General features: G+C 63.3%; 18 protein-coding genes. 9 read left to right on the forward strand and 9 right to left on the reverse strand.

Going from position 1 to position 18,267, the window contains the following annotated elements; all coding sequences use genetic code 11:
* Positions 1-68: 68 nt before the first annotated feature.
* The 4 genes from JOE60_RS00420 to JOE60_RS00435 form a co-directional block, all read right to left on the reverse strand.
* Positions 69-1,316 carry a D-arabinono-1,4-lactone oxidase gene (locus tag JOE60_RS00420; protein WP_167268265.1) on the reverse strand — a complete coding sequence of 416 codons (1,248 nt, stop codon included), beginning with the start codon at positions 1,314-1,316 and terminating at the stop codon, positions 69-71.
* A gap of 109 nt (positions 1,317-1,425) precedes the next feature.
* Entirely contained in the window at positions 1,426-2,421 is a 996-nt protein-coding gene (locus tag JOE60_RS00425) for a bile acid:sodium symporter family protein (protein ID WP_167268267.1), read from the reverse strand.
* A gap of 74 nt (positions 2,422-2,495) precedes the next feature.
* Entirely contained in the window at positions 2,496-3,992 is a 1,497-nt protein-coding gene (locus JOE60_RS00430; protein ID WP_167268271.1) for a SulP family inorganic anion transporter, read from the reverse strand.
* A 22-nt stretch (positions 3,993-4,014) separates the two neighbouring features.
* A complete protein-coding gene (locus JOE60_RS00435) occupies positions 4,015-5,121 on the reverse strand; it encodes a GTP pyrophosphokinase (RefSeq protein WP_167268273.1) in 1,107 nt (368 codons plus the stop codon).
* Positions 5,122-5,231: 110 nt separating this feature from the next.
* Between JOE60_RS00435 and JOE60_RS00440 the strand changes: the two genes are divergently transcribed.
* On the forward strand, positions 5,232-6,050 hold the full coding sequence (locus JOE60_RS00440) for an alpha/beta hydrolase (protein WP_167268275.1): 819 nt from the start codon (positions 5,232-5,234) through the stop codon (positions 6,048-6,050).
* A 51-nt stretch (positions 6,051-6,101) separates the two neighbouring features.
* On the forward strand, positions 6,102-7,034 hold the full coding sequence (locus tag JOE60_RS00445) for a carbohydrate kinase family protein (protein ID WP_167268278.1): 933 nt from the start codon (positions 6,102-6,104) through the stop codon (positions 7,032-7,034).
* On the opposite strand, the gene JOE60_RS00450 is transcribed toward JOE60_RS00445, so the two are convergent.
* Entirely contained in the window at positions 7,031-8,092 is a 1,062-nt protein-coding gene (locus tag JOE60_RS00450) for a glutathione S-transferase family protein (RefSeq protein WP_167268280.1), read from the reverse strand. The genes JOE60_RS00445 and JOE60_RS00450 overlap by 4 nt on opposite strands.
* A gap of 83 nt (positions 8,093-8,175) precedes the next feature.
* On the opposite strand from JOE60_RS00450, the gene JOE60_RS00455 reads away from it, so the two are divergent.
* Entirely contained in the window at positions 8,176-8,985 is an 810-nt protein-coding gene (locus JOE60_RS00455; protein WP_167268282.1) for an HAD family hydrolase, read from the forward strand.
* Between the two features lie 19 nt (positions 8,986-9,004).
* Here the strand turns inward: JOE60_RS00455 and JOE60_RS00460 are convergent, their stop codons facing one another.
* The gene (locus JOE60_RS00460; protein WP_167268284.1) at positions 9,005-9,871 is read right to left on the reverse strand and encodes an SDR family oxidoreductase; all 867 of its coding nucleotides are present in this window, start codon (positions 9,869-9,871) and stop codon (positions 9,005-9,007) included.
* A 121-nt stretch (positions 9,872-9,992) separates the two neighbouring features.
* Between JOE60_RS00460 and JOE60_RS00465 the strand changes: the two genes are divergently transcribed.
* Positions 9,993-10,241 carry a hypothetical protein gene (locus tag JOE60_RS00465; protein WP_167268286.1) on the forward strand — a complete coding sequence of 83 codons (249 nt, stop codon included), beginning with the start codon at positions 9,993-9,995 and terminating at the stop codon, positions 10,239-10,241.
* Positions 10,242-10,262: 21 nt separating this feature from the next.
* The gene (locus tag JOE60_RS00470; protein WP_167268288.1) at positions 10,263-11,060 is read left to right on the forward strand and encodes a glycerophosphodiester phosphodiesterase family protein; all 798 of its coding nucleotides are present in this window, start codon (positions 10,263-10,265) and stop codon (positions 11,058-11,060) included.
* Between the two features lie 46 nt (positions 11,061-11,106).
* Here JOE60_RS00470 and JOE60_RS00475 read toward each other — a convergent pair whose 3' ends face one another.
* The gene (locus JOE60_RS00475) at positions 11,107-12,870 is read right to left on the reverse strand and encodes a glycoside hydrolase family 2 protein (RefSeq protein ID WP_167268454.1); all 1,764 of its coding nucleotides are present in this window, start codon (positions 12,868-12,870) and stop codon (positions 11,107-11,109) included.
* A gap of 163 nt (positions 12,871-13,033) precedes the next feature.
* Here JOE60_RS00475 and JOE60_RS00480 point away from each other — a divergent pair, with 163 nt between their 5' ends.
* The gene (locus JOE60_RS00480) at positions 13,034-14,005 is read left to right on the forward strand and encodes a D-2-hydroxyacid dehydrogenase family protein (RefSeq protein WP_167268290.1); all 972 of its coding nucleotides are present in this window, start codon (positions 13,034-13,036) and stop codon (positions 14,003-14,005) included.
* 60 nt (positions 14,006-14,065) lie between these two features.
* Positions 14,066-15,208, forward strand: coding sequence for a glycerate kinase (locus tag JOE60_RS00485; protein WP_167268292.1), 1,143 nt, complete (start codon positions 14,066-14,068; stop codon positions 15,206-15,208).
* 3 nt (positions 15,209-15,211) lie between these two features.
* Here the strand turns inward: JOE60_RS00485 and JOE60_RS00490 are convergent, their stop codons facing one another.
* Positions 15,212-15,460 carry a DUF2630 family protein gene (locus tag JOE60_RS00490; RefSeq protein ID WP_167268294.1) on the reverse strand — a complete coding sequence of 83 codons (249 nt, stop codon included), beginning with the start codon at positions 15,458-15,460 and terminating at the stop codon, positions 15,212-15,214.
* 94 nt (positions 15,461-15,554) lie between these two features.
* Here JOE60_RS00490 and JOE60_RS00495 point away from each other — a divergent pair, with 94 nt between their 5' ends.
* On the forward strand, positions 15,555-15,998 hold the full coding sequence (locus JOE60_RS00495; RefSeq protein WP_167268296.1) for a YdeI/OmpD-associated family protein: 444 nt from the start codon (positions 15,555-15,557) through the stop codon (positions 15,996-15,998).
* Positions 15,999-16,013: 15 nt separating this feature from the next.
* Here JOE60_RS00495 and JOE60_RS00500 read toward each other — a convergent pair whose 3' ends face one another.
* Positions 16,014-17,252 (reverse strand): MFS transporter, encoded by a 1,239-nt coding sequence (locus JOE60_RS00500; RefSeq protein WP_167268298.1) that lies wholly within the window; start codon positions 17,250-17,252, stop codon positions 16,014-16,016.
* 56 nt (positions 17,253-17,308) lie between these two features.
* Between JOE60_RS00500 and JOE60_RS00505 the strand changes: the two genes are divergently transcribed.
* Positions 17,309-18,262: an ArsR/SmtB family transcription factor gene (locus JOE60_RS00505; protein ID WP_167268300.1), complete on the forward strand. Its 954-nt coding sequence runs from the start codon at positions 17,309-17,311 to the stop codon at positions 18,260-18,262.
* Positions 18,263-18,267: the final 5 nt, after the last annotated feature.

An 18,267-nucleotide genomic window follows, 5' to 3' on the forward strand; every position in this document is an offset into this window, starting at 1 on the left:
CGTAACTGCGGCCCGGCAACGTAACTGCGGGCTGGCAACGAAATTACGAGCCGGTGGCGTGATCAGAGCTACGACGTAACAGGAACGCCCAGCACGGTGTCCAGCAACGTATTGCTGAACTTCCCCGACGGATCATGTGCCCGGACCAAAGCCCGGAAATCGTCGAACCGCGGGTAAAGCGCCGCAAAGTTGTACTGGGCGGGAGTGAACAGCTTGCCCCAGTGCGGCCGTGCGCTGAATGGGCGCAGCGCCTCCTCCAACTCGGGAAGCACGGCTTCCACGTCCTCCTGGCGCGGCTTCCACGTGAAGTGCAGGGCGACACTTTGCTGCTGGTAGAACGGGCTGAGCCAAAACTCGTCGGCAGCAATGGTGCGGATCTCGGATACAAAGAGCAGGGGCGCGATCTTGTCTGCGATCGCACGGACCGCTTGAAGGGCTGCGGGTGCTTGGTCCAGGGGCAACAGGAACTCGCTCTGAAGCTCCTCGCCGTTGCTGGGAGTGAATTCGTGGCGGAAATGGGGCAAACGATCCAGCCATTTACCTGAAACATCCAGCTGTTCCGTGCAGTTTTCGGCCGACATGTCCGGAAGTGGGTGCAAAGCCGCTGTTGCCGGTGTGGCCCCGAACAGGTCAACCAGCGGCGCTTCTGTGTCAAGGGCCTTGAACCACACCTGCGGGATGGTGTCACCGGTGTAGTCCGTAAAGAAGCTCACGCTGTAGGCACTGGCTGCAATGGTGTGGAAGTTGGCCAGGGCGCCTTCCCAGGACAAGTTGGTGAGCACGCGCTGGCGGACTTCAAAGCTGGGACGGACAGAGAGCTCAAGTCCCGTGACGATGCCCAGTGCTCCCACGCCCACCACGCTGGCGTGGAAATCGGCGTCGTCCGCGGTCAAGGTGACCAACTCGCCTGAAGCGCGTACCAAGTCAATAGCGACGACGGCGGCAGCCAAGGAGGGGTTGTTGACGCCACTGCCGTGGGTGCCGGTCTGGATGGCGCCGGCCACGGAGATGTGGGGAAGGGAGGCCAGGTTGTGGATGGCATAACCCCGTTCCTCGAGGGCGCGTCCCAGGGCTCCGTAACTGATGCCGCCGCTGACGCGGACCGTGGACTTCTCCTTGTTGAGGATCACTTCCTGGGGTAGTCCATCCAGCAGGATGTGTGTGCCATCGGTGTCTGCAACGGTGTTGAAGGAGTGGCGGGAACCCAGCGCTTTGATCCTTGAAGCGCTGGCCACGAGTTCCTGAAGCTCCGCCACGGTGGTTGGACGGTGCACTTCCGCGGAAGAGTACTCGAGATTTCCTGCCCAGTTCTTCATTGAAGGATCTTCCCCTAGGAATTAGTAAGTGCCTTAATTGTTCACGGCCTTAACTAAATTAGTCAAGGGGTGTCCGCAGGCGGTCCGGGAGCTCACCTGCGGCCTGGTGTCAGTCCTTCAACGGGCGGCGGGCCAGCCAAGCGGCAACGATCGCGCCGGAGATGTTGTGCCACAGGGAGAAGACGGCGGACGGCAGTGCTGCCAGCGGGCTGAAGTGCGCGGTTGCCAGCGTGGCAGCCAGCCCCGAGTTCTGCATGCCGACTTCGAAAGCCAAGGCGCGGCGGGCTTTGTCATCCAGCCTTCCCAGCTTGCCGGCGAGGTACCCCAGGCCCAGGCCGAAGCCGTTGTGGAGGACCACGGCCAGGAACACAATCGCCCCCGCTGCCACGATCTTGCTGGCACTGCCGGCCACCACGATTGCCACGATCAGGGAAATCACCACAGCAGATGCCCAGGGCAGGACGGGGAGGACTTTCGCCACCACCTTGGAGAGGAACAGCCGGGCCAGCAAGCCCGCGATCACGGGAAGAAGGACCGTCTTCACGATGTCCAGGACCATGGCGCCGGCGTCAATATGCAGGAAGGAGCCGGCGAGGAACAGGGTCAACGCCGGAGTCACCAGGGGGGCGATGAGGGTGGATACCGAGGCCACGGCGACGGACAGCGCAACGTCCCCCTTGGCAAGGAATGCCATCACGTTGGACGCCGTTCCGGAGGGAGCGCAGCCCACCAGGATCAGGCCCACCGCCAATTCCGGCGGGAGTTGCAGCAGCACGGCGATCAGCCAGCCCGCGCCGGGCATGATCACGTAGTGGGCAACGATGCCTAGCGCCACCGCCCACGGCCGGCGCGCCACCGAGGCGAAGTCCGGCGGGGTCAACGTCAGGCCCATGCAGAACATGATGACGCCCAGCAGGTAGGGAACGGCCACGCCCATGGGTTTGAAGACATCCGGAATCAGGAAGCCCACCACGCCGGCAAGCACCACCAGCAGCGGGAACACCGTGACGGCTACCCGGGCAATCCTGGCCTCGGCGGCGAGGGCAGGGTTCACGGGAGCCGCGGATTCATCATTCTTAGGGGGAGTGTTGGTTGCCTCAAGCATCCATCCATGCTCACACTTGCCGTGCGGGCAGGCGAGTTCATTACATTCGCTGACGTGTATATGTCAGGTGACCGTCAGGATCCCAGTTTCCCGGCCAAGCGCTCACGCATCCGGACGCTTGCCTGGTTGAGGCCAATGAACTCCACCTCGCGGCCATGGTTGCGGTACTTCTCCGTCACCGAATCCAGCACGGCAACTGTGGAGGCATCCCAGATATGCGAGCCGTGAAGGTCAATGATCACCCGATCTATGCCTTCGGAGGAATCCTTCGCATAGTCGAATTGCGTGTAGAGATCATTGGAGGACGCGAAGAAGAGCTCACCATCCACGGTGTAGGTTGCCACATGCTGGCCATTGAGCTCCAGCTCGGTCCGCTCAACGGTCGCGAAGTGCGCCACCCTCCGCGCGAAGAGAACCATGGCAGCCAGGACGCCGACGCCGACGCCCACCGCCAGGTTGTGCGTCGCCACCACTGCGGCAACGGTCAGCAGCATTACCGCCGTCTCCGATTTCGGCAGGCGCTTCAGGGTGGAAATCCGTACCGAGTGCCAATCAAAGGTGATGAGCGAAACGAAGATCATCACGGCTACCAGGGCGGCCATGGGGATCATCCCCACAACATCGCCCAACACCACCACCAACAACAGGAGGAATACACCCGCCAGGAAGGTGGAAAGGCGGCTGCGCGCTCCCGAGCCCTTGACGTTGATCATGGTTTGGCCGATCACCGCGCAACCACCCAGCCCACCCAGGAAGCCCGTCACGATGTTTGCCGCTCCCTGACCCCAGGAGACGCGTGTCTTGTTGGAACGGGTGTCCGTAATGTCGTCAACCAGTTTGGCTGTCATCAACGACTCAAGGAGGCCCACCAAAGCCATGGACAGGGCAAAGGGGGCAATGATCTGGAATGTCTCCAAGGTCAAGGGAACATGGGGCAGGAAGAACCCGGGAAGACTGTCCGGGAGTTCGCCTTTGTCGCTCACAGTCGGAACGTCGATGCCGCCCACTACGGTTACCAGCGTGATCAGCACGATGGCCACCAGCGGTGCGGGAATGGCAGTAGTCAGGCGCGGAAGCCCGAATACGATCACCAGTCCCACCACCACGATCGGATAGACCATCCACGGTACGTTGAACAGTTCCGGCATCTGGGACGTGAACACCAGAATGGCCAGGGCATTCACGAACCCGATCATCACGGAGCGCGGAATGAACCGCATCAACCTGGTCACGCCAAGGACAGCAAGGATGATCTGGAACACGCCGGCCAGGATGATCGTGGCAATCAGGTAATCGAGGCCGTGCTCCTTCATCACGGGAGCGATCACCAGCGCCACAGCCCCTGTGGCTGCCGAAATCATGGCGGGCCGTCCACCCACCAGGGCAGTGACCACGCCCATGGTGAAGGACGCGAAAAGCCCGATACGCGGATCCACCCCGGCAATCACGGAGAACGCGATTGCCTCCGGAATCAAAGCCAGAGCCACAACCAGCCCTGCCAGTGATTCCGTCAGCAGGCGTCTGGGTGACCGGAAAGTCACCCGCAGGGACATGAGTTGCTCGGGAGTCATGGGTCCTTAAGATGCACTCTTTTTACAGAGCAGTTTGGCGGTAGCGCTCAATCTGCTTAAGGCGCCGCTGGAGGCTGTCGCGCCGCGGGTGCGGAACGGCGTCGGGCGCCTCAGCGGTGAGGTCAATGTGTTCGGTTCCGTACTGCCACAACAGGAGATCATCCAGGAGGCGGTCCGGGCCGGGGGAGTAGCGGTGGTCCAAAGCCTTGCGGACCTCGGTGATCCGGTTGGCGCTGAGCAGTCCCGCCAGTTCCACGGTTTTGGTCAAACCGTGGGCGGCAAGCAGTTCAGCGGCCCAGCCCCAGTCATCATCAACTTTACGGTCAACGTGCGGCAAGAGGGTTCTCCAGACGTCACGGACCCGGTTGGGCGTGAGGGGCATGGCGCCTTCGCCGTGCAGATCCCAGTAGCCCCGGACTTCCTCGTAACGCTCATGAAGGTCAGCAAACGCGCTCTCAACGGTTTCCAACATGGCGGCCGTGGCTGTGAACTGACGGTCAAAATGAGGTGTCCAAGCGCGCGGATCCTCGGCCTTGAAGCGGATGTCGTGCTCAATTTCGCTCCACGCGTGCGCGAACACGGTGCGGATCTGGCATTCGAAGAAGTAGCTGCCGTTGGCCGGCATCTCCGGGTTGAAGGCGTGCTGGTACTCCTTGACCGTTTCGTTCTGGATGGTCCGCAGGATCAGGTGGCGGCTGGAATAGCCATAGGTACCGGACTCAATGGAGCCGATATCCTTCTCCCGGTCACCACGGCAATCGAAAAGCTGGCGCTGCCGCTTGATGATGTTGGCTACCGCCGCGTTCTCCGCGGGGAGCTTGGTGATGACGCGGATGCCCACCATGTCGTTCAACGTACGGAAGGGGTCCGGGAACTTCAAAAGGCGTGGGCCGCCGGGCTCCAGCGAATCCTCGGTCCGGGAAATCTTTTCCCGGAAGGACTCCACCGTTTTGGTGCGGCCGGTAACGAACAGCGGGGTGACCTCAGCGTCATTGAGCATGTCGCGGAGAGTGAGCAGGACATCCCGGGTAACCCGCTTCAGGGCGGGCCGGACGCGCTCGTAAAGCGCCACATTCGCATCCACTGCGTCGCGCTGATCCTGGTCCAGGAGGTCCCAATTGCTTGCCATGCCCCCAGCTTACGGTGCTGGTCCGACACTGAACCGGGACAACCGTCGTCGGGGTGCCTCTAGCCAAACCGACGGACCGTCAGGATAGGCTCAGTACAAAGGAGGGCGCAATGTTGCGGCACAAGTACAGCTACGGCGAACACCCCAGCCAATGGGGCGAACTCTTCATACCTGAACCGGGCAACGGCAACCACAGGGGTGCCACGGCCTCCGGCGGAGTGGCCGTTGTGATCCACGGGGGCTACTGGCGCTCTCAGTACGGCGCTGAACTTGGGGAGCCTTTGGCCCGGGACCTGGCCGCGCACGGCATCACTGCCTGGAACCTCGAGTACCGGCGTGCAGGCAACGGCGGTGGATGGCCCCACACGTTCGAGGACATTCTTGCCGGGATTGACCACCTTTCCACGATTGCCGGGGACCATGACCTCCAGCTCGGGAAAGTTGTGGCCTTGGGCCACTCTGCCGGCGGCCACCTTGCAGTATGGGCCGCCGGACGCCAGCGGCTCTCCGCAATCGGCACTCCCGACGCCGACAGGCAACTGGTCCGCTCGGCCGAGGACGACGCTGTGCATCTGACGGGCGTCGTCAGCCAATCCGGCGTCCTGAACCTTGCCGCCGCGGAGAAGCTGAACCTCAGCAACGGTGCGGTCTGCAACCTCATGGGCGGGGATTCCGGTAGATTCCCCAAGCGGCATAAATACGCTGATCCCATGAGCCTGCTGCCCATTAACGTCCCCGTCTACGCAGTGCATGCCACTGAAGACGAGGACGTTCCTGCGAGCCAGTCCGAAGCCTATGTCGCAGCCGCCACGGCCGCCGGCACCCCTGCACAATTGCTGCGCGTTCCGGGCGACCACTTCGACCTGATCGATCCCAAGGCCGTTGCCTACAAAAAGTGCCGCGAACTGGTGCAGAGACTGCTTTCGTAATTGTTGGTGGGCGCTTGCGCGCTTCGGCGGGCGCTCTGGCAGAGTGGTGCCATGCTGACAGTTATTGGTGAGGCCCTGGTAGACGTCGTCCAACGCACCGCCGGAACCGAGGCGCACGTTGGGGGCAGTCCCCTCAACGTTGCCGTGGGCCTGGCACGGTTGGACCACCCCGTGCAGTTCATTGGGCGCTACGGCCAGGACGAGTACGGCGAGTCCATTGCCGCGCACCTGCGTGCCAGCTCCGTGATGGTGCCGCTTCCCCCGGACCAGAAGCCCACCAGCATTGCCACGGCGTTGGTTGACGACGACGGCGCCGCCACCTACACGTTCGACCTCGCCTGGGAATTGCCCGGGCTCGCCGGGCGGTTGCCGGTGATGCTGCAGGGGGCCACGCTGCTCCACACGGGATCCATTGCCACTGCCCTGGAGCCTGGCGCAGCCGAGGTGATTGCCGCCGTCGAGCATGCCCACCCCAACAGCACCATCAGTTTTGATCCCAACTGCCGGCCCACCATCATCACCGATGTTGACTATGCCCGCACCCAGGCGGAACGTTTCGTGGCGCTCTCCGACGTGGTCAAAGCCTCCGATGAGGACCTTGAATGGCTGTACCCGGGAGTTGAACCGGAGGAGTCGGCACGACGCTGGCTGAGCCTGGCCGGCGATGAAGGGCCCGCTGTGGTGGTTGTGACGCGTGGCTCGCGTGGGCCGTGGGGCATCGCGAGGTCCGGTGAGGTTGAAATCCCGGCGCCGCAGGTGGACGTGGTGGACACCGTGGGCGCCGGCGATTCGTTCATGGCTGGCCTGTTGTCCGCCGTGGTGGACCACGGGTTGGATGGCGCCCAGAACCGTGCTGCGCTCCGGGCCATCCCCGCTGAAACGTTGTCTGCCATCCTGTCGCATGCCACCAAGGCGGCCGCCATCACCGTCTCCCGGGCGGGGGCGAATCCTCCCACCCGGGCAGAAATCACCAAGCGCGCTTAGCCGGCTCCGTGTCCGGGGGCCACTTCTTCGCCGGCCTTGACCGGTCCCGGAGGAGTGCCGTCACCGAACGGACGGCCGCCCAGTGACTCACGGCCATGGTCGGTCAGCCAGCCGGACAGGTCCGGGCCTCCAGGGACGATCTGCGTGGGATTAATATCCTCGTGCACTATGTAGTAGTGCTGCTTGATCTGCACGAAGTCCGTGGTGTCGCCGAATCCAGGAGTCTGGAACAGGTCCCGGGCGTAGGCCCACAGAGCAGGCATTTCGCTGAGTTTGTTGCGGTTGCACTTGAAGTGGCCGTGGTAAACGGCGTCGAAGCGGGCCAGGGTGGTGAACAGCCGCACGTCAGCCTCGGTGATGGTGTCTCCCACCAGGTAGCGCTGGTGCGTGAGCCGTTCCTCCAACCAGTCCATGGCGGTCCACAACCGGGCATAGGCGGCGTCATAGGCCTCCTGGGAGCCGGCAAAGCCACACCGGTACACGCCGTTGTTGACCTCGGTGAACACCCGCTTGTTGACGGTGTCGATTTCTTCCCGCAGGTGCTCAGGGTAGAGCTGCGGAGCTCCCGGCCGGTGGTATTCCTTCCATTCGGAGGAGAAGTCCAGGGTGATTTGCGGGAAGTTGTTGGTGACTACCTCTCCGCTGGGGATATCCACCAGCGCAGGAACGGTGATCCCACGCGGGTAGTCCGGGAAGCGGCGGAAGAAGGCCTCCTGGAGGCGCTCGATCCCCAGCACTGGATCCTTGCCGTCCGGGTCCAGGTCAAAAGTCCATGAGCGGGCGTCATGGGTGGGGCCGGGCTGCCCCAGGCTGATAACGTCTTCAAGTCCCAAAAGCCTCCGGACAATCACCGTGCGGTTGGCCCAGGGACAGGCGCGGGCTGCCACCAGCCGGTAACGCCCGGGTTCCACCGGCCAGCCAGGCTCACCATTCGGCCCGGGAGCACCGCTGCGCGTGATGCGGTCCTCAATGTAATTGGTGTCCCGGGTGAACTCATTGCCGGTGACGTAGGCGCCTTTGGTGCTGTGTTCTTCGACTTCGCTTGTCTTCCCACTCATGGCTTCACCCTATGCTGCCTGCCTGGCAATGTGCCCAGCACCGGCGGAATTTGTGTGGCAGGGCGCCAAAGTAGACTGGCCTCATGCGGCTCGTAGCAAGCGACATCGACGGAACCATCCTGGGTCATGACGGGAAAATCAGCGACAGGACCATCAGGGCCTTCCAAGCCTGCCGCGACGCCGGGGTGGAGCTGGTGTTCGTGACGGGACGGCCGCCCCGCTGGCTCTACCCGCTCCAGGAACAGTTGGGACACAGCGGAATCGTGATCTGTTCCAACGGGGCTGTGGTGTGGGACCTGGAAACGGAAAGGGCCCTTCAGTCCACCGCCCTGGATGCTGCAGCGGTCTTTGAGGCCCGCCGCATCATCAAGTCCCTCCGCCCGGAGGCACTGTTCGCCGTTGAGACGCTCACGGGTTTCCAGTTGGAGCCCGGGTTCATCGAGAACGAAACCAGCGAGTTGCTGGCGCAGTTCACCCCCAAGCCGCTTGATGAGACGCTCACCGCGGATGACGCGGTGGTAAAGTTCCTGGCCGTTACCCGGAACGCTACCCCGGATGAATTCCTTGCGGAGGTCCAGCCTGCCGTGGCCCACCTGGTGAGCACCACCCACTCCGCCCCGCGCACGGCCCTGCTGGAGATGTCCGTCCCAGGGATCAACAAGGCCGTCACGCTGGCGCAATACGCAGAATCGCTGGGTATTGAGGCCGCTGACGTCATTGCCTTCGGGGACATGCCCAACGACATCGAAATGCTCCGCTGGGCCGGCCAAGGGTACGGAATGGCGAGCGGGCACCCGGACGCCATCACCGCCGCCGGGCAGTCAGCACCGCATTTCGACGACGACGGCGTAGCCCAGGTCCTCGAGGCAATGCTCACGGAGCAGCGGGTTTAGCAGGCTCCTTCCGGAGGGTTCAGGGGTGGCGCACGCCTTCGCCCGCCAGCAAGGCGCGGTACCCCTCCTTGTAGGTGGGAAACGCGAGCTCCACGCCCGTGGCCCGCACCAGCTTGTTGGAACAGCGCTTGTCCCCGGGTCCGGAGTCGGACGCGCCGCCAGGTGCCGCCGTCGGGGGTTCCGGGCAGTCCATTTCCGCCGCAAGGAAGCGTAGGACCTCGCCCATCTCGGCTGCGTGGTCATCCACGCCCACGTACACCCCGGCGGGCTGGTCAGCCATGGTGGTCAGGTGCACGATCATGGCTGCAGCATCGTCACGGTGGATGCGGTTGGTGTGGCGGGGTTGCGCCGGGATGACTGCTTTGCCGGAGCGGACCTGATCGATGAGCCGCGTGCGGCCGGGTCCGTAGATTCCGCCAAGCCGCAGGGAAACCGGCGCTGTTGCGGTTCCCTTGGTCCGGTTGAACAGCAGCTGCTCCGTTTCCACCAGCACCTGGCCGCTGAAGCGCGTGGGCTCCGTGGGAGTGGACTCGTCCACCACAGCCCCGCCCGAATCCCTGTAGACAGCCGTTGACGAAACAAAGAGAATGCGGCGCGGCTCCAGGCCTTGCCGCTCCAACGCGTCCAACACGTTGCGTGTGCCGTCCAGGTACGCCGCGCGGTAGGCCTCCTCGGTGGACGAATCAGCGGCAATGGCCACCACAACAATGTCCACATCTGAGGGAAGCTCCGGGAGTTCCTGCGACAGATCAGCGCGGAGGCCCTCAATCTCCGGGGGCAGCTTTTCGGGCGAGCGGCGCAAGCCAACCACCCGGTGCCCGGCGGCGGCATAACGGAGTCCTGCTTCAGTTCCGAGGTCGCCGCAACCGGCAATCAACACAGTCATGACCCTAGTTTCGCAGCAGTTTGGCTGTCACCGACTTCCCAGCCTCCATACAACCGGCGTTCATCTTGCGTCCGTAGGCTTTCAGCCACGGACCGGTTAGCTGGAAGATGCAGGGGAAATCATGGCCAAGCGCAGGATCAATGACTTCACCACGGCGCCTTTGCGGCGCGTGGAACCGGATCACCACTGGCGCTCGCTGAGGCAGGGTGACCGCGTCAACGTGACGCTCACCCCGGGCTTCGAGTCCACGGGCGTGATTGACGATGTCACCGGCGACGCCAGTGCAGTGTGGGTGGAGCTCGACGGCGGCCGCGGCCGCACGTTGGTGCACATCAGCGACGGCGTGGCGATAGTTCCGCACGACTCCTGACGCAGTTCCGCAGTGATGGGGGTGGGCTACGCTACGGGTGTGACGCTGCCCTATTTCCTCCGTAAAGACGGTTCGCGGGGTCCCTTGGCCTTCGCCCACCGTGGATTTTCCCTGGATGGCCTGGAGAATTCCATGGCCGCCTTCCGCGCTGCAGTGGACCTGGGGACCGTGCACCTGGAAACCGATGTGCACACCACTTCTGACGACGTTCTTGTGGTCTTCCACGACTCTTCCTTGGACCGCGTGACCGATTCCGTGGGAACCATTTCCTCGCTGACCGCAGCCGAGGTTGCCACGGCGCGGATCGGCGGCGTGGAATCCGTGCCCACGTTTGATGAACTTGTTGCGGCATTCCCGCAGGCCCGGTTCAACCTGGACGTCAAGGACTGGAATTCGGTGGCTCCCTTGGCTGCGGCCATTGAGAAGCACGGAATTTATGACCGGGTGTTGGTCACCAGTTTCTCCGACCGCCGGCGACGGGCTGTCCTCCGTCGGTTGTCCCGCCGGGTCGCTTCTTCGGCCGGCAGCCTGGTGACCGCTGTGTTCGTGCTCCTTGGCCCCGTGCTTCCGGTTCCCTTGGCACGGAAGCTGCTGTCCGGCGTCGACGTTTTCCAGGTGCCCGTCCGCTACGGCAAGCTGCCGGTGGTGACGCCCGCGTTCATTCAGCGCGCCCACGGCCTGGGGTTGGACGTACACGTGTGGACCATCAACGAGCCTGCAGAGATGGACCGGCTCCTGGACCTGGGTGTGGACGGGCTGGTTTCGGATCGACTGGATCTGCTCAAGGAAGTCCTGATCCGCCGCGGCGAGTGGCTCTAAACCCGCCCCTCTCTCACATCCCGTCGGTTTTCCTGCAGTTCCTCTCTCACATCCCGTCGGTTTCGATGGCGGCCGGACGTTGTTGCGTTGCCCGGAGCCGGTCCAGATCAAACTTGGTGCCCCGGTCAAAGGTGAAAATGCCATTCTTTTCCTGGAACACATCCGTCAATTGGGTGTAGCAGTAGCCAAACATGTCCGGATTACTGAGCAGCACCTGGCACAGGCCATCAAAGCGTGCGTAAAACTCCTCCACGCTGCCCACGCGCTGACCGTAGCCCCAAGAACTTTCGACGTCGGTGCCCGCCGCCTCTGCGGCCTGGCGCGCTTCCGCCTCGTTCCACCAGATCCCGCCAAACTCGGAGACGAAATACGGCTGGCCGGCGTACGGAACCGAGTATTCCTGGCCGTCATCCTTCCGGTTGATGTAGGGCTTGCCATCGGCAAGTCCCTGCTGCTCAACGCGGAAGCGTTCAGGCTCCTGCTCATAGGAGTGGGAGTCGTAGATGTCCGTCTCCCGGATCCTGTGCGCGTACCCTGAGGCATCGATGACGGGACGGGTGGGATCGGCCAGCTTGGTGGCCAGAAACATGGCTTGGGTAACGTCGTCCAGAACCGTCAGGCGATCGTGCAGCACCTGGTGGGTCTCATTCAGTGGGCACCAACCGATGATGGAGGGGTGGTTGATGTCCCGCATGAGTACTTCCAGCCACTGGGCCACAAAGCTGGCGGTGGGCTGCTGGTTGTGGCCCACTGTTCCACCGCCTGACACACCCCAATCTCCGAATTCCCCCCACACCAGATACCCCAACCGGTCTGCGTGGTAGAGGAAACGCTCCTCAAAAACCTTTTGGTGCAGCCGGGCCCCGTTGAACCCCGCAGACATGGACAGCTGGATGTCCCGGACCAAGGCGGCATCGTCCGGCGAGGTCATGAGGGATTCGGGCCAGTAACCCTGATCAAGGACAAGCCGTTGGAAGACAGGCTTGCCGTTGATGCGGACCATTTTGCCGTCCAACGCGATGGAGCGCACTGCGGTGTAACTGCTGACGTGGTCCACCACCGCGCCCTCACCTTCCCGCACTGTGACCTCGAGGTCGTAGAGGAAGGGGTCATCGATGGACCAGGGGCGGAGTGATTCCTCCGGGATGCTGAGGTGCAGGACCGGGGTCAGGTCCAGATCCGCCCTTCCCTGTGCCTCAACAGTTGCACCGGCGCCGCTGAGCACGGCTGTGATGGTGTGCCCAGCCTTGTTCCGGCTCAGGGGTACCTCCACGCTGATGCTCGACGCGGCCAGATTGGGGGTCATCGTGAGCCGCCTGATGTGGACCTCGGGGACGGCCTCCATCCACACTGTCTGCCAGATCCCCGTGGTGCGCGTGTACTGGCAGTGTGTGTTGTTGTACCAGGTTGCCTGCTTGCCCCGCGCTTGCATCCCATGCCGGGAATCACGCGCCCGGACCACAACCACGGCTTCACCACCGGGTTCCACCACTCCTGCGAGGTTCGCGGTAAACTGTGTGAACCCGCCCCGATGCCGGGCTACCTCAACACCGTTGACCCACACCGTGGCATCGTGGTCCACAGCGCCGAAGTGAAGCAGGACCGTTGAGCCGGCCCAATCGGCGGGGATATCCACGGTCCGGCGGTACCACACGGCTTCCATGAAATCCACGTTTTCGATCCCGGAAAGCGCCGACTCAGGTGCGAAAGGAACCAGAATCTCGCTGGCGAGTTGGCGCGTGGCGAGGCCGCGCTCCCACCCCGAGTCACCGGCGTCGATCTCAAATTCCCAGGTGCCGTTGAGGTTCATCCACTTGTCGCGAACCAATTGCGGGCGGGGGTGCTCGGGCTTCGGGATAGTGCGTGGATCAGCCAAGAGGTCTCCTTTTGCGGGGAATTCTGCGTCTTTTACAACGTTAGAATCTTTTGCCTTGTGATGCCATGCTTGAGTCCCGGGGGTGTCGCACGCAAGGATGGGGCTTGTGACCCCATACCGCTTAGCCATCATTGACGATTACCAGCAAGTCTCCGGGGACTACGCCCCGTGGGATTCACTGCCCGACGACGACGTGAAGGTCAGCGTGTTCAGCGCACCGTTCGTCTCGGAAGAGCAGGCTGTGGCGGCTTTGGAGCCGTTCGACATTGTTGTGGCGATGCGGGAGCGGACCCGTTTTCCACAGACGGTGCTTGATGCCCTCCCCAACCTGAAGCTGTTGGTCACCACGGGCATGGCCAACGCGGCGATCGACATGAAAGCGGCGGCAGAACGTGGAATCGTGGTGTGCGGGACAGGTGGATCACCTGCCGCGGCTCCCGAACTGACGTGGGCACTGCTGTTGGCCTTCGCCAGGAATCTGCCTGTGGAGGAGAACTCGCTGCGGGCGGGTGGGTGGCAGACCGGCGTCGGCTTCGAGCTGGAAGGCAAGACCCTGGGCATCGTGGGGCTGGGCAAGATCGGTACCCGGATGGCCCGCTACGCCAACGCATTTGGGATGGATGTCCTCGCGTGGAGCCAGAACCTTACTGCGGATGCGGCAAAGGCTGCGGGGGCCCGGAAAGTGACCAAGGAAGAGCTGTTCCGGGAATCGGACGTGGTGACCCTGCATCTGCGGTTGTCCGAGCGTTCCGAAGGGATTGTGGGCGCCAAGGAATTGCGTCTCCTGGGGCCGGAGGGCGTTCTGGTCAATACCGCCAGGGGTCCCTTGGTGGACGAGGCTGCGCTTGTTCAGGCCCTCGAGGAAGGCTGGATTCGCGGCGCCGCACTGGATGTCTTTGACGAGGAGCCGCTTCCTGCCGGGCACGCGCTGATCCATTCCCGTCGAACCGTACTGTCCCCGCATATCGGCTACGTGACCCATGAGAGCTATCGGCAGTTCTATGGCGGGGCGTTCGAGGACGTGAAGGCGTGGCTGGCGGGGGACCCGGTGCGTGTGCTGAACGGGTAGCTCGCACGGAACATTACGGGTCGGCAAGCGCTTTCCAGACCAAGCTGGCAAGATGGACCCATGCGTATCCTCATCGCCCCGGACAAGTTCAAGGGATCCCTGACCGCCGCCGAAGCCGCGTCAGCCATGGCCGAAGGAGCCCTTCGCGTCTACCCGGACGCCGTGACCACACAGTTTCCCGTGGCCGACGGCGGCGAAGGCACACTGGATGCCGCCATTGCCGCGGGTTACGAGGAGCGGAACAACGCCGTGGTGGGTCCCATCCTCAAGCCGGTGGGTGCGTCATGGGCCATCCGCAAGGACGCATTTGGCGGCGCCACAGCAGTCATTGAAACGGCCCAGGCTTCCGGATTGGAGCACATGGAGCCGACGCCCGAAAACGCCCTCCGTGCCCACAGCTACGGCTGCGGCCAGCTCATTGCAGCCGCGTTGGAAGCCGGAGCCACGGAGATTGTCCTGGGCCTGGGCGGCTCCGCGATGTCCGACGGCGGCAGTGGTGCCCTCCGCGCGTTGGGGCTCAAGCCCATTGACGCAGCCGGAAACGTGGTCCCGCTGGGCGGCGGTTCCTTGGCTGACGTGGTCGCAGTGGATGCATCCGGGCTGGATCCGCGCCTCTCCGCTGTGAAGTTCCGCATTGCCGTGGACGTCCAAAACCCTCTGTACGGACCGGAAGGTGCCGCGTACGTTTTCGGTCCCCAGAAGGGTGCCGACGAGGACGCCGTAGAGAAGCTCGACGCCGGTCTCCGCAACTGGGCCTCGCTCCTTCGGGAAGCAACCGGCCGGGACGTCAACATTCCGGGTGCCGGAGCAGCAGGTGGGTTCCCGGCGTCGTTCCTTGCCTACACCGAGGCCGCGCTGGAAGGCGGCTTCGCTTTGGTGGCTGGACTGACCGGGCTGGCGCAGCATTTGGGTGAGGCGGACCTGGTGATTACCGGTGAGGGGTCCATGGATGACCAATCGCTGACCGGCAAGGCTCCCATCGCGTTGGCCGATGCAGCCAGCGTGCACGGAATCCCAGTGGTGGCCGTCGCCGGACGGATCACGGTGACACCGGAGGACCTGGCCAAGCACGGCATTGTGGCAGCGGCGCAGCTTTTGGATGTGGCGCAGCGCAAGGATGGTGTTCCGGATGTGGCTGATGCCGTGGCCAACGCCGCGAAGTACCTGGCGTGGGCTACCAGTCAGGTACTTGAAGGCGCGTAAGGGCTACTGCCGGTAGCCTTCCACTTCGCTGACCGGGCGTGCCTCGGCGTCGTCAGGGTTTCCTCCGGCTTCTTTCTTGGCCCGGCGTTGGCGCAGCAGGTCCCAGCACTGGTCCAGCTGCACTTCCAGTTGGGCCAAGCGCGCACTGCCTGCGGCGCCGTCGTCTTCGCCGGAGTTGGCCGACGCATCGCGGAGTTGGTGTTCTTCTTCCACCAGCGACTGAATGCGTTCCAGAAGGTCGTGATCGTCCATGATGTCTCCTTGGTCCGGGTGAAGCGCTGTTTGCTATTGAACGTAGTCCAGCTTTTCGGGTGCGTCTATGGGATGCGGGCGGCATACTTGGGTCATGAAATTCACCACCACCATCGTTGGCGATGGCAACAAGGCAGGCATTGAAGTTCCACCGGACGTGGTTGATGGGCTGGGCGGCGGCAAGAAACCTCCCGTGGTGGTGACCATGAACGGCCAGAGCTACCGCAGCAGCATCGCGGTGATGGGCGGCAAATTCATGGTGGGCGTCAGTGCAGCCAACAGGAAGCTGACCGGAGTTGAGGCCGGCGACACCCTGGAAGTCGACCTGGAAGTGGACACCGAGCCGCGGGTGGTCGAAGTGCCCGAAGACTTGGCTGCTGCCCTGGACGCCGAGCCGGAGGCCAAGGCGTTCTACAGCACACTGAATTACAGCAGCCAGCGGCGCTACGTGGAACCCATCGGCGACGCCAAAACCGAGGAGACCAGGGCGCGACGGATCGCCAAGGTGGTTTCAGATTTGAAGGCTGGGAAGAAGTAGTTACCCACGGGAGCACTATGCCTTCCGTGCTATCAGGGCGATCCCTGCCGCTGAGGCCAGGAAGACGGCGCCGAGGACGCACCACCCAGCGAGGCCATGTTCGACGACGGTGGCGGTCACCACCAGCGGTGCGAGCATGGCTCCAAGGGCAGATCCCATGCCGAACATCCCTTGGTAAGCGCCGGCTTGGAGTGGGTTGGCGAGTTCGAAGCTGAGTCCCCACGCTCCCGCCTGGGAGAGGATTTCCGCCAAAGAGTGCAGCAGCGCAGCTCCACACAGGAGGACGACGGCGGCGACCATCGTCACGCCGCCGGCCATTGCGTAGAGCGCGCAGCTTACGGCCATGAGCAACCCACCTGTCATCACGATCTTCCCTGCATGGCGGGGTTGGTGGGTGCCGCGGGACAGCGGCACTTGCAACATGATCACGCACGCGGTGTTAATCACAAGGACCACGGATATGAGCACATCCGGCGCGCTGGTGTCCTGGGATATCCACAGGGGAACGCCCATTTCGGCCAACCCGAACTGCATGCCAAATATGCCTGAAAGCGCGGTCAGCAGAAGGTAGCGGCGGTCCCGGAAGGGGGAGATCCCCCGCATCGGAGCAGCGTTGGCGGGGTCGTGGCGGGGAGCGTTGACCCGGTTGGGGAGGCGGCGGAGGTGCAGTGCACTCAGGATGTAGACCACACCTGCGCTGACCATCATGACCCGGAATGCCTCGGCGGTTCCGGCCAGCAATGCGAGTCCGGCGATCATGCCACCCACTGCGATGCCCCCATTTGTAACAGTCCGGAGGACCGCACGCGCATTTACCCGGTTGGGACCCTCAAATGCCCGGGCGATGATCGCTGAGCGTGTTGCATTGGCACCCCGGTCCACGCCCACCGTAATGCAGGCAATGACGACGGCGGCGCCGAAGTTTCCGGCGAATGTATAGCTTGCGATCGCGAAACCTTGGACGGCTACCATCCCCACCAGAAGCCGACGCGCGGAGAAGCGGTCGGCCAGTCGACCGCCGATGTACGACGTAGCGACGCCAACCCCGCTGGAGATGGAGAGAATCAGGGCGATTTCCGCTGCACTCAGGCCCACAAAGCGGCTGAAGTACAAAACGGTCAGGGTGAGGAAGATGCCGCGGCCCAAGGTGGACACGAGGATGGCGGAGGCGAGGATCTTAAGGGTGGGTTCGGACAGCGCTGCGCGAAGCGTGTGCTTCGGAACGGGGGTAGTTCCTGTGGGTGAGTTAGTCACGGCCCCAGTTTTGCCAATCTGGGGACGGTGTCGGTATTGATGTAGCGTTGTGCTTGATGTTGAAGTACGAATTGACCGAGGCAGATCTGGGCGGCGTGCGTTTTGGCATCTCACCCCTGTGCGAACTGGGCCTTTCCCTGAGGGCTATCCGGGACCCCAGCCAGTACCCCCTTCAACTGCCGTGGCTGCGTCGAACTGAAGAGGCCCGTTCGCGGTTGGACCTCGAGGGTTTGCTTGCCTTGGTCGATGACCGGCTGTGGACGCCGGACTTCCTCAACCCCAGGCCTCAGTCGCCGCTGACCCGGATCGACGACGAGTTCGCGACGTTGGAGCGGATTTCCGCTGAGAGATTTCATGGCGACCTGATCCGGGTCCATGGTGTGGTGCCCGCGGTCTTCGGCGGATCGACGCGATCGGCCGTCCGGCGCATGGTCCTTATCCTCAGGGAATTTTGGGATACTTGCTTCTCACCGCATTGGCCGCGCATGCGGACCATCCTGGAAGCGGATATCGTCTACCGCGGGCGGCAGATCGCCCAGGGTGGGCTGTTCACAATGCTCAACGATTTGTCCGGGGCTGTGGGGTTCGACGGCCGCGTCATATCTGTGCGGATGAAGAACCCGGAATCTCGAACTGAGAAGACTGACGGACTGGGGTTGACCCTTGTTCCCACGATGTTCACCCGCAGGGCATCCGCACCGGTGAACCACGGCGATCCGCCGATGCTCATGTACCCTGCGCGGGGGCAGGGCGCCATGTGGGAGGCGGAACATGTTCGGAACCCCGCCGCTGTCGTGGCGGTGCTCGGCGACGTCAGGACCAGTTTGCTGACTGCCTTGGCAGCGCCTGCATCATCCACTGAACTCGGCGTGCGCTTCGGCGTCACCGCGTCCGCTGTGAATCAGCACCTCAGGGCGCTCAGGGACGCCGGCTTGGTGACATCGACGCGGTACGGCCATAGTGTGCTCTATTTCAGAAGCGAGCTGGGGTCCGCGTTGCTGCTGGGGTGATCGTG

Source organism: Paenarthrobacter ilicis (assembly GCF_016907545.1).
Lineage (GTDB): Bacteria > Actinomycetota > Actinomycetes > Actinomycetales > Micrococcaceae > Arthrobacter > Arthrobacter ilicis.

Bases quoted from the DNA above. Each gene is read 5' to 3' on its own strand.
- JOE60_RS00485 (WP_167268292.1), top strand. From the start codon at position 14,066: ATGCGTATCCTCATCGCCCCGGACAAGTTCAAGGGATCCCTGACCGCC.
- JOE60_RS00455 (WP_167268282.1), top strand. From the start codon at position 8,176: ATGCGGCTCGTAGCAAGCGACATCGACGGAACCATCCTGGGTCATGAC.
- JOE60_RS00425 (WP_167268267.1), bottom strand. From the start codon at position 2,421: ATGCTTGAGGCAACCAACACTCCCCCTAAGAATGATGAATCCGCGGCT.
- JOE60_RS00440 (WP_167268275.1), top strand. From the start codon at position 5,232: ATGTTGCGGCACAAGTACAGCTACGGCGAACACCCCAGCCAATGGGGC.
- JOE60_RS00490 (WP_167268294.1), bottom strand. From the start codon at position 15,460: ATGGACGATCACGACCTTCTGGAACGCATTCAGTCGCTGGTGGAAGAA.
- JOE60_RS00480 (WP_167268290.1), top strand. From the start codon at position 13,034: ATGGGGCTTGTGACCCCATACCGCTTAGCCATCATTGACGATTACCAG.
- JOE60_RS00420 (WP_167268265.1), bottom strand. From the start codon at position 1,316: ATGAAGAACTGGGCAGGAAATCTCGAGTACTCTTCCGCGGAAGTGCAC.
- JOE60_RS00450 (WP_167268280.1), bottom strand. From the start codon at position 8,092: ATGAGTGGGAAGACAAGCGAAGTCGAAGAACACAGCACCAAAGGCGCC.
- JOE60_RS00460 (WP_167268284.1), bottom strand. From the start codon at position 9,871: ATGACTGTGTTGATTGCCGGTTGCGGCGACCTCGGAACTGAAGCAGGA.
- JOE60_RS00495 (WP_167268296.1), top strand. From the start codon at position 15,555: ATGAAATTCACCACCACCATCGTTGGCGATGGCAACAAGGCAGGCATT.
- JOE60_RS00430 (WP_167268271.1), bottom strand. From the start codon at position 3,992: ATGACTCCCGAGCAACTCATGTCCCTGCGGGTGACTTTCCGGTCACCC.
- JOE60_RS00445 (WP_167268278.1), top strand. From the start codon at position 6,102: ATGCTGACAGTTATTGGTGAGGCCCTGGTAGACGTCGTCCAACGCACC.
- JOE60_RS00465 (WP_167268286.1), top strand. From the start codon at position 9,993: ATGGCCAAGCGCAGGATCAATGACTTCACCACGGCGCCTTTGCGGCGC.
- JOE60_RS00475 (WP_167268454.1), bottom strand. From the start codon at position 12,870: ATGAACCTCAACGGCACCTGGGAATTTGAGATCGACGCCGGTGACTCG.
- JOE60_RS00505 (WP_167268300.1), top strand. From the start codon at position 17,309: ATGTTGAAGTACGAATTGACCGAGGCAGATCTGGGCGGCGTGCGTTTT.
- JOE60_RS00435 (WP_167268273.1), bottom strand. From the start codon at position 5,121: ATGGCAAGCAATTGGGACCTCCTGGACCAGGATCAGCGCGACGCAGTG.